This is a genomic window from Fortiea contorta PCC 7126, assembly GCF_000332295.1.
In the GTDB taxonomy this organism is placed as follows: domain Bacteria; phylum Cyanobacteriota; class Cyanobacteriia; order Cyanobacteriales; family Nostocaceae; genus Fortiea; species Fortiea contorta.
The window spans coordinates 2,810,286-2,825,506 of sequence record NZ_KB235930.1; the positions used below are offsets into that span (position 1 = coordinate 2,810,286).

Sequence of the window (15,221 nt, forward strand, 5' to 3'; positions counted from 1 at the left end):
GAGTCTTTGACTTAACTTATTACTTATGAATTATCAAAAATTAGACGCAGCTTTAGCGATCGCTCTGAATGATGTTCCCAATGCGGAAGCATCTAGTCTAACGGTTTTTATTCACACAACCACAGCTATAGACGACGACGCAGTGGCTATTTTAGCTAACCTAGGCGTCAGCGGTGCTACCAGCGGCCAAGATACTTTCACAGCTACGCTCTCACCAAATGCAATTTCTCAGTTATCAGAGCAACCTTGGGTACAATATCTCAAACTGTCACAACAACTGCACTTGGTTAATAGAAGGTTAAGTCCAGGTAGACCGGGCATTTAATCAACTTATCTTCAAATTCAGCGTGTCTAAATCGGCGGATTTTATAAAATTCACTCCAGATAATCTTTGATCCCCCCCTTACCTGTAGCGGCAGACAGTCCTAAACTGTAGGTGAGAGTTGAAAGGCAGCTGGGAGACATCTTGTGAAAAAAGTTTTAGCAATCATTCTTGGTGGTGGCGCGGGTACACGGCTTTATCCGTTAACTAAATTACGTGCTAAACCCGCAGTACCAGTTGCGGGTAAGTATCGTTTAATTGATATCCCCGTCAGCAACTGCATAAATTCCGAAATATATAAAATCTACGTTTTAACGCAATTCAACTCAGCTTCTTTGAATCGCCATATCGCCCGCGCTTACAATTTTAGTGGTTTCAGCGATGGTTTTGTGGAAGTCTTAGCAGCACAACAAACCCCAGAAAACCCTAACTGGTTCCAAGGTACAGCTGATGCGGTGCGTCAGTATTTGTGGTTACTGGAAGAATGGGACGCCGAAGAATTTTTAATCCTCTCCGGTGATCACCTCTACCGCATGGATTATCGTCAGTTCGTCCAGCGCCATCGGGAAACTAACGCTGATATTACTCTCTCAGTGATTCCCATCGACGATCGCCGCGCTTCGGATTTTGGCTTGATGAAAATCGATCAATCCGGTAGGGTAATTGACTTCAGTGAAAAACCCAAAGGCGATGCATTAGCTCAAATGCGCGTCGATACTACTATCCTCGGATTGAACCAGGAACAGGCTGCACTCCAACCATACATCGCCTCGATGGGGATTTATGTTTTCAAGAAAGATATCCTCATCAAGTTGTTGAAAGAATCTTTAGAACGGACTGATTTTGGTAAGGAAATTATTCCCGATGCTGCTAAAGATTACAACGTCCAAGCTTACCTATTTGATGGTTACTGGGAAGATATCGGCACGATTGAAGCCTTTTATAATGCCAATTTAGCGCTGACTCAGCAACCTCTACCACCTTTTAGTTTTTACGACGAAGAAGCACCAATTTATACCCGCGCTCGCTACTTACCTCCGAGCAAACTATTAGATTGCCAAATCAGACAATCGATGATTGGTGAAGGTTGTATTTTGAAAAATTGCCGGATTGAACACTCAGTTTTGGGAGTGCGATCGCGCATTGAATCTGGTAGCATCATTGAAGATTCTCTAATTATGGGCGCTGACTATTACCAAGCTTCTGTAGAGCGTCAATGTAGCATCGAGAAAGGTGACATTCCTGTTGGCATCGGTACAGATAGTATCATTCGCCGCGCCATCATTGATAAAAACGCTCGCATCGGTCACGATGTCAAAATTATCAACAAAGATAATGTCCAAGAAGCAGAGCGAGAAAGTCAAGGTTTCTACATTCGCAGCGGTATTACCGTCGTCCTGAAGAATGCAGTCATCCCGGATGGGACGATTATTTAGTCAATCGAATTTCGATTGAAATCCGTTTTACAGCCAGTGTTCGCCAAATAAAACTGGCACGGTCAAGGATTAAGGGTTCAAAAAACTAGATATTTTTGACTTTCGACTCTTGACAAATGACACAACTCATACTGCTAATTGGTCTTCCCGGTAGTGGGAAATCAACTTTAGCAACACAATTACTAGCACAACGCCCCCAAATGCAGCTAATTTCCACAGATGCAATTCGGGGGCGATTATTTGGTAGTGAAGCGACTCAAGGGCCGTGGCTACTAGTCGCCAGAGAAACTCACCGACAGTTACAATCGGCTATAATCTCACGCCAAACAGCAATTTATGACGCCACCAACGCCCAAAGACGCCACCGTCGAGAACTAATTTCCACCGCCCGCGACTTCGGCTTTACTCACATTACCGGCATGTGGTTAGATACGCCTGTGTGGCTGTGTTTAGCACGCAATAAAAAACGTCTCCGTCGGGTTCCCGAAGAAATTATCTTGCGAATGCATCGCCAATTGCGGGATGCTCCCCCAAACGTGGTCGAGGGATTAGACTGTTTGATACGTTTTTCCCCCTGACGACAGTACGGAAATTGCTCTGGTGTGGTGAGCGAGAACCCCACTTGATTGTTAGCAATGTTTGTTAATTTAAAATCAGAATCTATTTGCTCGGCATTATACCCGCCAAAGAGCAAATCTTACATCCTAGAAAAAGAACATAACAGAAATTTTTAGAGGAGGCTGGTAGATGGCTGCAACCGACTTCAAAGACTATTATGCAATTTTGGGAGTCAGTAAGACTGCCAGTCCAGAAGAAATTAAACAAGCTTTTCGTAAACTCGCCCGCAAGTTTCACCCAGATGTCAACCCAGGTAATAAGCAAGCCGAAGCCAGCTTTAAAGAAATTAATGAAGCCTACGAGGTGTTGTCAGACCCAGATAAACGCAAAAAATATGACCAATTTGGTCAATATTGGAAACAAGCAGGCGAAGGCTTCCCCGGTGGTGGTGCTGGGGTGGATATGGGCGGTTTTGACTTCAGTCAATATGGTAGTTTTGATGATTTCGTCAATGAGTTGCTAGGGCGTTTTGGCGGTGGTAGCCCGCGCGGTGCAAGTCAGAGCTATTCTTATCGTACCTCCACTGGTAGACCCAGTGGTTTTGGTGGATTTAATGACTTTGGCTTTCAAGATGTCGGTGGGGGTGCTGCTCAAGATATTGAAGCCCCAATTTCCTTGACTTTTGCGGAAGCTTTTGCAGGAATTCAAAAGCGTTTTAGTTTGGGTAACGAAACTATTGATGTGCGGATTCCCGGTGGCGCTAAATCTGGTACTCGCTTGCGGGTGCGCGGTAAAGGTCAAATTAACCCAGCGACTCAACAACGGGGAGATTTATATCTCAAGGTGGAACTCCAGCCCCATACATTTTTCCAAATTGAAGGGGATAATCTTGTCTGTGAAATGCCGATTACACCAGATGAAGCTACCCTCGGCGCGACAATCGATGTACCTACCCCTGATGGTTTGGTGAACGTCAAGCTTCCCGCTGGTGTGCGTTCTGGTCAATCACTGCGCCTCCGGGGTAAGGGTTGGCCTTTAGCTAAGGGTGGACGCGGTGACCAGTTGGTCAAGGTGGCGATTGTCCCACCAAAGGAACTCAGCCCACAAGAGCGGGAGTATTATGAAAAAATCCGGGCTATACGTACTTATAATCCCCGCAGCCATTTACAGCAAATTAAGTTGTAAGTGTTTGCAAATGTAGAGACGCTAAATTTAGCGTCTCTGTATGGGTGATGATATTTAGACTGCAGAAGCTGGAGTCATCCTCGCCATGAACACGGCTTTAAAAGCTTCCATTGCTTCTGGTGTGGTTTCGGTGGTTTGCCAAGATGGGCGGGCAATTAAGCGATCGCACCAAGCCTGCATTTTGGGATAATCATTGAGGGGAATACCTATTATTGGCAACCAGGGTACGACGGTTCCCGCTACTACGTCAGCTAAGGTTAGCTGTTCGCTACCAAAATAAGGGCGCTGGTCATGTAGGCTTTCTAATAATTTCATGACTACGGAAATTTTTTGCTTGGCTTGCTCGATTTTTTCTGGGTTCTCTCCGGGTAAGCCGAGCACTTGAGGTAAAAATACGGTAGTCGCTGGTAAAAGTTCATTCACTGTTACTAATTGTACCATCCTAGCGATCGCTAAATCTTTGGCCTCTGTCGGCAACATCGCAGGTTTCGGGTACTTGACCTCTAAATAATCTAAAATTGCTAGAGATTCAATTATTTTAAAATCGTCATCCACTAAAGCTGGAATGTGATGCAAAGGGTTAATTGCGAGAAATTCTGGTGTAAATTGCTCTTCATTTAATTTAATTTCTACTAATTCAAACTCCAGTCCTTTTTCGATGAGAGTAATCCAGACGCGACGGGAGTTAGGCGAAATCGGTGCATGATAAAGTGTCAGCATAAAATTTTTCTTGTTTTTACCTATGTTAACTTTTCTGGTAAATAACTAATATCAAGTAACTGCTCTAATGTGTAAGCACAGTCTTGAGGTAAGCTGTCTAGTTTACCCTCTGTTTTCTCAATTACATATCCTAATGCATCATCATAAATAGATGTTAGTTCTTTTTCTAAATATTGATGTAAATTTGTTGTCAAATTTCTCTTTAACTGAGTTCTAAAACTTCTAATTTCTGCTTTCCAGTGTGCGGAATTAGTTTCAGATTCTTTTTGCCAAAATTGCAGCAACAACAAATGTCTAATTATTTGTTCTAATAAACTAGCTACCTTGGCTTTGTCTCGACGACTCAAATTTTCTAGTTCCTCAATTAAGTTTTCCAAATCTAATTTTTCTAGATGTCTAGATTTTAATAGCTTAATTGTTTCTTCTAGCCAGAGACTTTCGTCAATTTCATAAAGGTTTTTTAAATTGATATTTGAGTCAATTTCTGGCATAAAATCTCCTATTTTTGATTGCTAAATAAGAAATAACACTTTCATCAATTAGCTTGATTAACACCGCTCTATTTATGTGCAATTAAATTTGCCTAATAATGTTTCAATACTAGCGTTATGATCCAAAAAAGAAAACAAGTGTTTATAACGCAGTTTGCCTTCTTGATCTAACACAAACTGTGCTGGTAAAGGTGCTCCCAATGCTTGCCCAACTTCGTATTTCCGAAACACATAACAACCGGGGTCACTCAGTAATGGCATTTGTAATCCTAAATCTTTGACGACGATTTGACTCTGCCTTTCGTCGGTGCTAGTAATTAATAAAACTTCGATGCCTCGATTTTTAAATTCGCTATAATTCTCATTCAAAGCTTTAATATGAGGAAAGCAAAATGGGCAATATTGCTTTTCAGTAAATATCCGAGTGAAGGCGAGTAATACTGGCTGTTTACCTCGGTAATTTGATAATTTTACCAAGGTACCGTTAGTAATATCTGGCAATTGAAAATCCGGTGTGCCTATTTCTAGTCTGAGAGTATTTGTGGCAGGAATTGGTAAAAAGTTGCGGAAGAAACGCTCATTAAATAAGCCCCTAAAGTCAGTTGAAGTCAGCATAATTTTATTTGTAATTATTTCTTTACTATGATCCAAAAAAACCACAGATCAACACGTAATTTAACACTGATGGGTATATATCTGTGTTGAGGTGTGCTGTTCTGTGGTTAAAATTGATGTTGCAGTTGATCCCAGTCAAATACTTGGGAGTTGTTCACTTGGGAGTTGTTCAACTAGCAAAATTTAAACGGCAGAGAAGTAAACTTTGGACTTAACAGGATCGGGAACCATTGTTTGGTCGCCTGGTTGCCAACCTGCAGGGCAAACTTCGTCTGGGTGGGATTGTACGTACTGAATTGCTTGCAATGTCCGCAAGGTTTCATCAACGCTACGACCAAAAGCGAGGTTGTTGATTGTCGCGTGCTGGATGATACCATCTTTATCGATGATGAACAGACCGCGTAAGGCAATACCTGCTGCTGGGTCGAGGACGTTGTAAGCGGCGCTAATCTCTTTTCTAATGTCAGCAACTAAGGGATAATTCAAGTCGCCAACACCACCAGATTTGCGATCGGTTTGAATCCAAGCAAGGTGGGAAAACTCGCTATCTACGGAAGCTCCAAGAATTTCCGTATTAATTTTCTTGAATTCTTCGTAGCGATCGCTAAATGCTGTGATTTCAGTGGGACAAACAAAGGTAAAGTCTAGAGGATAGAAAAATAAGACAACGTACTTACCACGATAGTCGGAAAGTTTAATGGTCTTAAATTCTTGATCCACTACAGCTGTAGCTGTAAAGTCTGGAGCCTGTTGACCAACGCGGAGGCTTCCTTCTGTTCCGTAAGTGAGGGACATTAACCTAATTCTCCTTCAACTTATATTCATTTACTAGCGTTGCGATTCGGGTTAGGTAAAACTCACCCTTCCACGTGTCACCCTTGGGATGAACAGTTCCCCCGGTCTGGCTAACCTTTCCTTGGGGTCTGTTTCACAGTTTAATTACGATCTGTTACGACTATATCATAGTCATAACGATTTTGAGTAGCCGATGGACAATTTAGATACAAGAGAATGGTTACTAACTAATGGCTTAGGCAGTTTTGCCAGTGGTACAGTTGCTGATGCTCGCACACGTGCCTATCACGGTTGGCTATTTGCCGCGACAAATCCGCCTTCTGAGCGCACCTTGCTATTTTCGCACCTGGACGCCAGCCTGGAAGTTAAAGGAAAAGTTGTGGCACTGGGGACTAATTATTGGAGCGGAGGTGAAATTGATCCAACTGGCTATCAACTACTGCGCTCTTTTGATATTAACCCAGTTCCGAAATGGGTTTGGGGTGAAGATGAGTGGGTCTTGAGTAGACAATTAATCATGCCCTACGGTTTAGTAGGGGAGGTGAGCAGCACCACCGAGGAAACGAAAATAGATTTACCCTTTTCGGCTTGTCCCCTTAACCCTGTAGCCGACGAATTTTGTCATCGCCTGCTGATCCATTACCGTTATGAAGGCACAGACTTAGGAATTTTGAACCTGAGGCTGTTGATTGGCGATCGCAATTTTCATCACCAACAAATAGCTCACCCAGGATTACAATTTTCTCAACTGTTATTACCACAGCAAGTCTGCCTACAAGCGGTAACTACTGAAGGTTTTGGTACACCCTGGCACTTGCGCTGGACAAAAGGAGAGTATAAACCAGACCCACTATGGTACTGGCATTATAGTTTACCAGAAGAAACCCAGCGAGGATTAGGCGATGGTGAAACCCTTTATAGCCCCGGTTACTTAACAGTTCCCCTGCAGCCAGGAGACACAGTTACCTTAGCCGCGCAGGTGGGTTTCCCCAATCCACTACAAGCAGCTTTGAGTCCGGAAACTTTTACCACATCTGTGGAAGCAGAACAACAACGGCTTCAGCAAATTTTTCCACCGAGTATCACAGGAGAATTACTTCAATCTTCCCTTTGGTCACAACTACTACGAGCCAGCGATCAATTTATCGTCTATCGAGCTTCAATTGCTGGCCCCACGGTCATTGCTGGTTATCATTGGTTCAACGATTGGGGACGAGATACCCTCATTTCCTTACCCGGTTTAGCCTTAGTTACTCAACGTTTTGATTTAGCAAAAGGGTTATTGCAAACTTTTGGCCGATACTGTCGCCACGGTTTGATTCCTAATGCATTTCCAGATATTGGCGGCGAACCGTTTTATAACAGTATTGATGCGGCGCTGTGGTGGATAGAAACATTAGGGCTGTATTTGGAAGCTACTCAAGATTGGCAGTTTTTAGCCGAGCAATTCCCCGTAGTCCAGCAAATTCACAAAGCATTTTTAGGCGGTACTCGTTATAACATTCAAGCTGATGCTACTGATGGGCTGATTGGCTGGGATGCTCGCGGTGTAGCCTTGACTTGGATGGATGCAGTGGTGGAGGGACAACCTGTCACACCCCGCCTTGGTAAGCCGGTAGAAATTAACGCTTTGTGGTACTCAGCTTTATGTTGGGGGAGTCAATGGGCAAAAAAATTGAGCGAATTAGAGTCTGGTAGTTCGGCGGTGCGTCTTGCTAATCAAGGACAGCGTTACGCCCAGCAAGCACAACAGGTGAAAGCTTCGCTGCAAAAGTTCTGGAATCCCAAACTTTGTTACTTATATGACACCATTGAGCCGGACGATCGCCGGAATTCCCAGATCCGCCCCAATGCTGTTTTGGCTTTGTCGTTACACCATTGTGGGTTTTCGCCACAACAAGGATGTCAAATACTTGATCGAGCAACTTCCAGCTTATTAACTCCCTATGGGCTGCGGACTCTCGATCCTGGCGACCCCCAGTATATGGGAAAATATCTGGGCAATCCCAAAGAACGCGATCGCGCTTATCATCAAGGTACTGTTTGGTGTTGGCTGATTGGCCCCTTTAGCCGGGCTTGGCAGCGTTTTTATCCACAAGTACCATTACCATTTGATTGGCAACCTTTGCTAGAGCATTTTCTCTGTGATGCTTGTCTTGGCTCTATTTCCGAGATTTTTGATGGTGATGCGCCTCATGCTCCCAGAGGTGCGATCGCCCAGGCTTGGTCAGTGGCTGAGGTGATTCGCCATCTCCCTAATCAACATATCCACAAATGAATCTGGAGACGTTGCAATGCAACGTCTCTACAAAGATTTCAGGTAACACACGATTGACTTCTGGATACATCTATGATTTGAATGGATCTAGTCTATTTTCAGTATATTTCTTTAAATTTAGTATTAAATTTTGCAAAAATTAGAGTATATTTACATATGGTTGATTGTTTGATTATCGACTAAACTCTACAAAAAACACAAATTTTATAAAATTAAATATTATTTTTTTAATTGTTATTATTTGCGCTACAGATAAACAGCAAATTTTCTCCATTAGTGGCACAAAAATTTTAAAACTTTGTAGAATAGGTACGTCAATTTAAAGTCTCATTAATTCCAGGTTTAGCACTGAACAGGTAAATAAGGACATTTACTAATCACAAAAACTATATAAATTAATTTTGACAGGTTACAAATTCGCTATTTAGAGTTGAGCAAATATGTCTAGAAAAATAACTATCGAAATATCTGAATCTCTTTTTCAAAAATTAGAAATGGATTGCAAATTGAATGATCATACAATCCATGAAATCATCAATCTTTGTCTCAGATTGAGATATGAAGACCAGTTTTTAATTAGGAGATTGCGAAAAAAGCTGGTGAATACCAATCAGGTCAACGAGGAATACTATAAGTTTTATTCTGAATTTAATGAGACATTCCAACAATAGACTACTTGCAAAAGTCGGGAAATCGACTGAAAAAAACCATTGTCCTCGACACTGCAAAAATAGTTTTACAACAGACTCCACCAAGCGCGCTCTCCAGGACAATTAAACAGGTCTTTCCCTAGCCCCTAACCTCTGACCCCTTTTGTGAAACACTTATTTTCCTAAATCCCACGACTGAATTGTACAGGCTTCTGATACAGAACTTCCGTATATAGTTTTTCTAATAGACTAATATTTTTACTGAGGTCATATCGCTCTTGGACACGCTTCCTAGCTTTGTGTCCGAGGAGAGTAGTTAACTCTTGATGATCCTGGAATAATGGTAAGAGAGTTCTTAATTGCGATCGCACTGTTTTTGTGCTGAGAATTACTCCTGCTCCTTTTTCCAATACTTCTCCATCTGCGCCCACGTCTGTTGCTAAACAAGCTAATCCAGATGACATCGCTTCTAACAATGATAAGGATAATCCCTCGACAAGGGAAGGTAAAATAAATACATCTGCTCCCCGCAAAATATCGATGCGCCTGTTTTCGTCGGCGATAAATCCTAACCAAATTACGCCAGATTCTATCCCATAAAATGGTTGCAGGGAAGGCTTCAAAGGGCCGTCACCGACAATCAACAATTTGCTATCAAACTCCATTTCTGATTGCTTCCAGGCGCGCAAAAGGGCTTCAACGTTTTTTTCTGGGGCGATTCTACCTTGGTAGACGAATAAACGTTTAGCTGCAAACTGCGCTTTCACTTGAGAAGTTCCTGGCGAATATTTAGCCACATCTACGCCGTTGGGAATGACAGCAATGTTTTCTTCTGGTACACCCAAACGCGCTAACAAGTCGCGCTGAACTTGGGAAAAAACAATCACGCGATCGTAGTTACCCAAAAAAGGCGCGTAGAGTTGATATGCTAAATACTGTGTTCCTGATATTAATTTTGCCCCTTTGCCTGCAAATGGTGTGTGAAAAGTAGCAATTAGGGGTAAATTTAGTTGTTCACAAATTTCTGGTAAAACGAAATCTAAAGGAGATAAAGTCAGCGAAGCATGGACGATATCTGGTTTAATTTCTCGCAATGAATCGGTCAATACCTTAGTCGCTTTAAATGTAGGAATTGTGTAAACTTGCGACTTATAAATGAAGGGTAAAGAAACCTCTTGGAAATTTGGCCAGTTATCAGGTTGGGGTTCTTCTTGGGCAAAGTGGAGAAAACTAACTTCGTGTCCGCGGTCTAACAAGGCATTTGTAATTTCTCGACTGTATGTGACATTGCCACAAAAGGGTGATTTTTTTCCAATCCAAGCTATACGCATTCTTTATCAGCTATCAGAACAACAGGTTTTATATATCAGCTTGATTTCCTTTATTATTTGTCTTTTACTCTGTTGTACTTACTGGCTGATTCATGCCATAAAATCCAATTTCACTTAGTCAAAAAGCAAAATTTGCGGCTTATTTAACAAGGATATTTAGGTTTTATTGATTAGCACTGCCGAGTTGTTAACATTTTTATTTTTATCACAACTCGTTCTAGTTAATATTGATGTTTATTTCCAGTAAGTACACGGTGAGTTGATACTGACCTCAGTCTAGCACGAAAACAAAAACTTTCATTAAATCAGGAATAACTCGCAAATCCTTTACTGATGGGAGTTGTACCAAGTGAATATACCTCCTGCGAAGACGATCGCTGCTAATCCTAAGAAAACTGCTTGTAATCCCACAAAAGTTTCTGCCACACCAGCTAATGCCAAAGGTAAGGACAGAGCAATATTAATCACATTGTTTTGCAAACCGAAAACTTTTCCCCGCATTTCTGGTGGTGTTTCTGTTTGGATTGTTGTTTGCATGGGTATACCGATTAATGCACCAAAAATACCCAACAGCGCTATCAAAACTAGGACAATCCACAACTGTGTTGTAAAGATTGATAAACCAATCAAAGCAGCTGCCATACCTAGACAACCACAAAGACTCAGCCTAGTGTAGGAGAAGCGTTGACAAAATTGACCAAGAATTGTTGCACCACCAGCGATTCCCACACCACCTGCTGCTAATAAAAACCCAAACTGAGAAGCTTTCAAAGGGGGAATTATTTCTGCCATGCGAACTGCTAAAACTGTTAAGGCAGCAAAAACAGAGAATAAGATGGTCAGTTGTACTAAGGCGTTGCGGACACGATAATTGGCTTTGAGATAGCGCAATCCATCTCGTAAATCGGCGAAAACATGAGGAAATTCGGTGGCGGGGTCGTGGGGTTTTTCATTGGTGACTAAGAGTAGTAAAATTATCCCTGCGATCGCATAACTTCCACCCACCAAAATTTCTCTACCTAATCCACCACTACCACCCAGTTGTCGCCAAAGTTGACCAGCAAATGCTAACAACGGTTCTCCCACAGCAAACCCAACAATCACCGATGCCATCATCGTTGTTGTATAAAGAGAGTTGGCGGAGAGTAAATCCTGTTCTTGCACCACTAAAGGAATTGCTGCTTGTTCAGCTGGGGCGAAAAACTGTGTCAGTGTCGATACTAAAAAAGTCACACCCAGAATAATTAAAAAACCTATCGGCAACATTCCCAATGGCTGCCAATCATGAGTTAACCACAGCAGCACAGGAATCGCTAAAACCAGAATACCCCGCCAAATATTCGTCGCCACCAGCACCGTTTTTTTCGGCCAACGATCCACAAATACACCAGCCACCGAACCAAATAGCACGGCCGGAATTGTAAAAGCCATCATCAAGGCTGATACCCAACCGCTGATGCTTTGATTGCCAGCTTGAAACTGAGTGTTAATCAAACCAATCATTAGCACCAAATAAACTTTATCAGCTAATTGGCAAAAAACTTGACCACCCCAGAGAGCCAGGAAATTCGGATTTTTTAATACAGGTAAAAACCCCTGTTGTACATTACTCGATGTTGGCGTACTATCTAAATCAGGTTCTTTGGCATCAGGTGGTTCTTTACCTGAGGCAGCTGATTTTGGCACACCATTTCCAGTAGAATTACCTTTACCGTTTGTTTCTGTAGTCAGCGGTTGGTGGTCAGGTCTGTTTTCATCCGTCGGTGAAGCATCAGTCTTGATTAGTTCTGAAGAAACGTCTTGAGGAGACATTTCTTGCCCATTTATTTGGCTGACTGTAGCCTTGGAAATAGTACTTAAGCGAGTAGGTACTATAGAATCTGATGCCCTATTCTGTTTTTTGGTGTAACTTGGTGGCAAAGGTAGAATTTTTGTATCCAAATCAGACGGTTGCATCATAGTTGGCAGAAAAATAAGAATCTATCAAAGTAGCGGAGCGAATAGGGCGACCCAAATGATACTGAGTGTACTGGCGCAAAATCTGCTCAACAGATAACCAGTTCTCATGATTGGCTGCATTCACAGACATTATCTCTGGTGGCGATAGATGCTGGAGTATAGCAAGTTCCATAGCACTTAAGCGAGTAGAAATCACAGGTATTTCTTGCTGGTGGACAACTGTTTGGTAACTGGGGCTAGAGGCGCTTGGGGAGATAGGAGAATTTATTTGTCTTCCCTTTTGTCTCTCTCGGCGCAAATTTTCCCAAGCTTCTAAACAAATTGTTCCCCCAGCAGGGATACTAAATCCTACTTGCCAGTTAGGCTCGATCAAATCTGGGATGAGGGGACGCTGAGTTAAGCAACAAAGTTGTACCTGGGGTGTCAATCCCGCCAAAGCTAGGAGTCGAAACACTCCATGAGCCAGAATGGGGAAAATAGAGGCGACATCTCTGCTGGATAATGCTTCTAGTTGCTCTAAATGTTGATTGAATAGGTCATAAAGTTCTTCTTGGGGTTGTTCACTCAAAGCTTGACACAGGACTATCTCTGCTAGATACTGGCTAGCAGCTAATTTGCCCAAATCTTTAGCAAGACCCGGATAAGTTTTTAACGTTTGTGCTTGTGTAATTTTATCGAGCGATCGCCCTTGGGCAATCAGTAGTTCATTGACTACAAACATCCCACTCCTACCACCCAGGCTAGAGTTGTGCTTACGTGCTCCAGGGGCAACTACTCGAATCAAACCAAACTCCCTTGTCAAAATTGTTACTATTCTATCCGATTCACCCAGGGTCTGGGCTTTGAGATTAATTCCTGTCGCTTTATAAGTTCTACTCATTAGTCATTGGTCATTGGTGATGAGTCATTGGTTATTGGTCGTTGGTCATCGAGATGAGACAAGGACAAATAACTGGAGACGTACCAGCAGCTACTTTACTTTTCGAGTTTTGCTTTGTAGTCCGAAAACACCTAAAAGCAAACTCACGGGCTAGGACAAAGGACAAATGACAAATGACTATTCACCCTTCTCCAGGTTATCGCGCTGGCGGATCAAATCGATACTGCGAGAAGTGCCTAATCTAGTCGCACCCGCTAAGATTAAGTCTAGGGCTTGGCTCACGGTGTGAATACCACCTGCAGCTTTAATTCCTACCCTTTCTCGCACCACTTCTTTCAAAAGTCGCACATCCGCCACTGTCGCACCCCCATTCCAACCTGTACCGGTTTTTAAGAATGCTGCGCCTGCTTCCATAGATAGTTCTGCAGCCAGCTTTTTTTCAGCATCTGTCAATAAATTAGTTTCTAAAATTACCTTGACAGTTTTTCCCGTCTCCTCACAAATTTCGGCAATCTCCTTGTGTACCTGCTCAGTTTTGCCAGCTTTTAACCAGCCCAAGTTGATCACAACATCCAACTCAGTGGCTCCGTTCTCCACCGCTTCTTGAGCCTCATACAGCTTCACGGCTGAAGTTGTCGCCCCTCCAGGAAAGCCAATCACCGTACAGACTTGGGGATTTTTGCCGTGAAGTAATTCTACCGCCAAGCGCACATGGGCGGGGTGAATACAAACCGCCGCAAAATTAAATCTGTATGCTTCTTCACACCATTGCTCAACCTGCTCTGGGGTAGCCGTTGGCACTAACAGGGCGTGATCGATAAATGGCGCAATATCAATGTCCGGATAGTCTGCTGCCATTGTGATTTTTATTGATGTTTATTAAAGTTTATAAAAAATTAAGACATTTTTTATAAATTAAACCATATTTATTTACGAATATATCCTGAAGACACGCCACTTAGCGGGCTTAGTATGTCGGCTCTACATCGTTACCCAGATTCCCGTAGGTGTTTAAGTTGACATCAGACAGATGCAAGGTTAGGAATATGAAATATAGAATTGTAAAAATCTTTACCTGGTAGAATTCTCCTGGCCTTATCTGCAAAAAAGAAAAAATGCCCAACGATACGGAATGGTTTACAGAAACGTCGAATGGTAAATTTCGCATTAACAGCAGGGCTATCTACAGAAATTTATCCTCTGAGATAGTGACTAAACTAGATCAAAATTTATCGGTGAGTGAAATTCTAGACTCAATCAGAACCGAAACCAGTAAAGCTTTTAGAGAAAAATATTTACAAAATCCTCAGGTAGGAGCACTCAATAAAGCTACAGGAGGATGGAATGAGTTAATAGCAACTAGTTTACTATCTGAGATTGTTTTGAATATCAATCAGCAAAATGGGATGTGCGTTGTTGCATTCTGTATGCCAAACTCAAAACCACAAATAGAGGGAGCCGATGAATCATATTCAAATTTTTTCAATTTATTTAGTAAGAATGAATTTACTAATGAAAATAATGCTTTAGCTAAAATTATACCTTTTAAAGATAATATATTTATGCCTAGCCCAGACTATATTATTGCTGTTATTAATAATAAAATAAATTCAAAAATTGTTAATTCATTGCTAGAAAAACAAGCAAGAGATCCAGATAGTTTAGCACTGTATAACTTCTTAAAAGGAAAGCTTCATATAGAAGAAGTAAAAGCCGCAGTTTCTCTCAAAACTTCAAATCGTCCAGATCGTCGCTACCAGCCTTTATTTGAAGCAGCCATGATTAAAGCGATGGGGTATGTATTACAGCAGCGTTGGCGATATTACATGGTTGTCAGTGAGTTAACTCCTACTGATAGAACTATATTTACTACAGCAATCGCTCCTCATGGTGTTGCACTTGAACAAAATTTTAATCTCGTAGATGGTACATATTTATATTATAGAAAAGCAGATTTAGTTCCATTGGTCTTAGCAGCCATTCAAAATTAACTCTTTACAC

14 protein-coding genes are annotated in these 15,221 nt (G+C 42.0%); 6 read left to right on the forward strand and 8 right to left on the reverse strand.

Annotated elements, in window-relative coordinates:
* The first annotated feature begins 25 nt into the window (after positions 1-25).
* From MIC7126_RS0113020 to MIC7126_RS0113035, 4 genes are all read left to right on the forward strand, one after another.
* Complete coding sequence (locus MIC7126_RS0113020) at positions 26-325, forward strand: hypothetical protein (RefSeq protein ID WP_017653596.1); 300 nt, start codon at positions 26-28, stop codon at positions 323-325.
* Between the two features lie 143 nt (positions 326-468).
* The gene (locus MIC7126_RS0113025) at positions 469-1,758 is read left to right on the forward strand and encodes a glucose-1-phosphate adenylyltransferase (RefSeq protein WP_017653597.1); all 1,290 of its coding nucleotides are present in this window, start codon (positions 469-471) and stop codon (positions 1,756-1,758) included.
* Between the two features lie 116 nt (positions 1,759-1,874).
* Positions 1,875-2,336 (forward strand): AAA family ATPase, encoded by a 462-nt coding sequence (locus MIC7126_RS0113030; protein ID WP_017653598.1) that lies wholly within the window; start codon positions 1,875-1,877, stop codon positions 2,334-2,336.
* A gap of 169 nt (positions 2,337-2,505) precedes the next feature.
* Positions 2,506-3,501, forward strand: coding sequence for a DnaJ C-terminal domain-containing protein (locus MIC7126_RS0113035; protein WP_017653599.1), 996 nt, complete (start codon positions 2,506-2,508; stop codon positions 3,499-3,501).
* Positions 3,502-3,555: 54 nt separating this feature from the next.
* Here the strand turns inward: MIC7126_RS0113035 and MIC7126_RS0113040 are convergent, their stop codons facing one another.
* The 4 genes from MIC7126_RS0113040 to MIC7126_RS0113055 all read right to left on the reverse strand — a co-directional run bounded on the left by MIC7126_RS0113040 (position 3,556) and on the right by MIC7126_RS0113055 (position 6,122).
* Positions 3,556-4,221, reverse strand: a complete 666-nt coding sequence (locus tag MIC7126_RS0113040; protein ID WP_017653600.1) for a glutathione S-transferase family protein — start codon at positions 4,219-4,221, stop codon at positions 3,556-3,558.
* Between the two features lie 20 nt (positions 4,222-4,241).
* A complete protein-coding gene (locus tag MIC7126_RS0113045) occupies positions 4,242-4,712 on the reverse strand; it encodes a DUF29 domain-containing protein (RefSeq protein WP_017653601.1) in 471 nt (156 codons plus the stop codon).
* A 72-nt stretch (positions 4,713-4,784) separates the two neighbouring features.
* Positions 4,785-5,327 (reverse strand): peroxiredoxin family protein, encoded by a 543-nt coding sequence (locus MIC7126_RS0113050; protein ID WP_026100224.1) that lies wholly within the window; start codon positions 5,325-5,327, stop codon positions 4,785-4,787.
* 183 nt (positions 5,328-5,510) lie between these two features.
* Positions 5,511-6,122: a peroxiredoxin gene (locus MIC7126_RS0113055; RefSeq protein ID WP_017653603.1), complete on the reverse strand. Its 612-nt coding sequence runs from the start codon at positions 6,120-6,122 to the stop codon at positions 5,511-5,513.
* Between the two features lie 193 nt (positions 6,123-6,315).
* Between MIC7126_RS0113055 and MIC7126_RS0113060 the strand changes: the two genes are divergently transcribed.
* Entirely contained in the window at positions 6,316-8,400 is a 2,085-nt protein-coding gene (locus tag MIC7126_RS0113060) for an amylo-alpha-1,6-glucosidase (protein ID WP_017653604.1), read from the forward strand.
* Between the two features lie 832 nt (positions 8,401-9,232).
* Here the strand turns inward: MIC7126_RS0113060 and MIC7126_RS0113070 are convergent.
* The 4 genes from MIC7126_RS0113070 to deoC form a co-directional block, all read right to left on the reverse strand.
* A complete protein-coding gene (locus tag MIC7126_RS0113070; RefSeq protein ID WP_017653606.1) occupies positions 9,233-10,381 on the reverse strand; it encodes a glycosyltransferase family 4 protein in 1,149 nt (382 codons plus the stop codon).
* 327 nt (positions 10,382-10,708) lie between these two features.
* Entirely contained in the window at positions 10,709-12,337 is a 1,629-nt protein-coding gene (locus MIC7126_RS0113075; protein WP_017653607.1) for an MFS transporter, read from the reverse strand.
* Complete coding sequence (recO, locus tag MIC7126_RS0113080; protein WP_017653608.1) at positions 12,324-13,220, reverse strand: DNA repair protein RecO; 897 nt, start codon at positions 13,218-13,220, stop codon at positions 12,324-12,326. The genes MIC7126_RS0113075 and recO overlap by 14 nt, the downstream gene beginning before the upstream one ends.
* A 177-nt stretch (positions 13,221-13,397) precedes the next feature.
* A complete protein-coding gene (gene deoC, locus MIC7126_RS0113085; RefSeq protein ID WP_017653609.1) occupies positions 13,398-14,078 on the reverse strand; it encodes a deoxyribose-phosphate aldolase in 681 nt (226 codons plus the stop codon).
* Between the two features lie 257 nt (positions 14,079-14,335).
* Here deoC and MIC7126_RS0113090 point away from each other — a divergent pair, with 257 nt between their 5' ends.
* Entirely contained in the window at positions 14,336-15,211 is an 876-nt protein-coding gene (locus MIC7126_RS0113090) for a Cfr10I/Bse634I family restriction endonuclease (RefSeq protein WP_017653610.1), read from the forward strand.
* Positions 15,212-15,221: the final 10 nt, after the last annotated feature.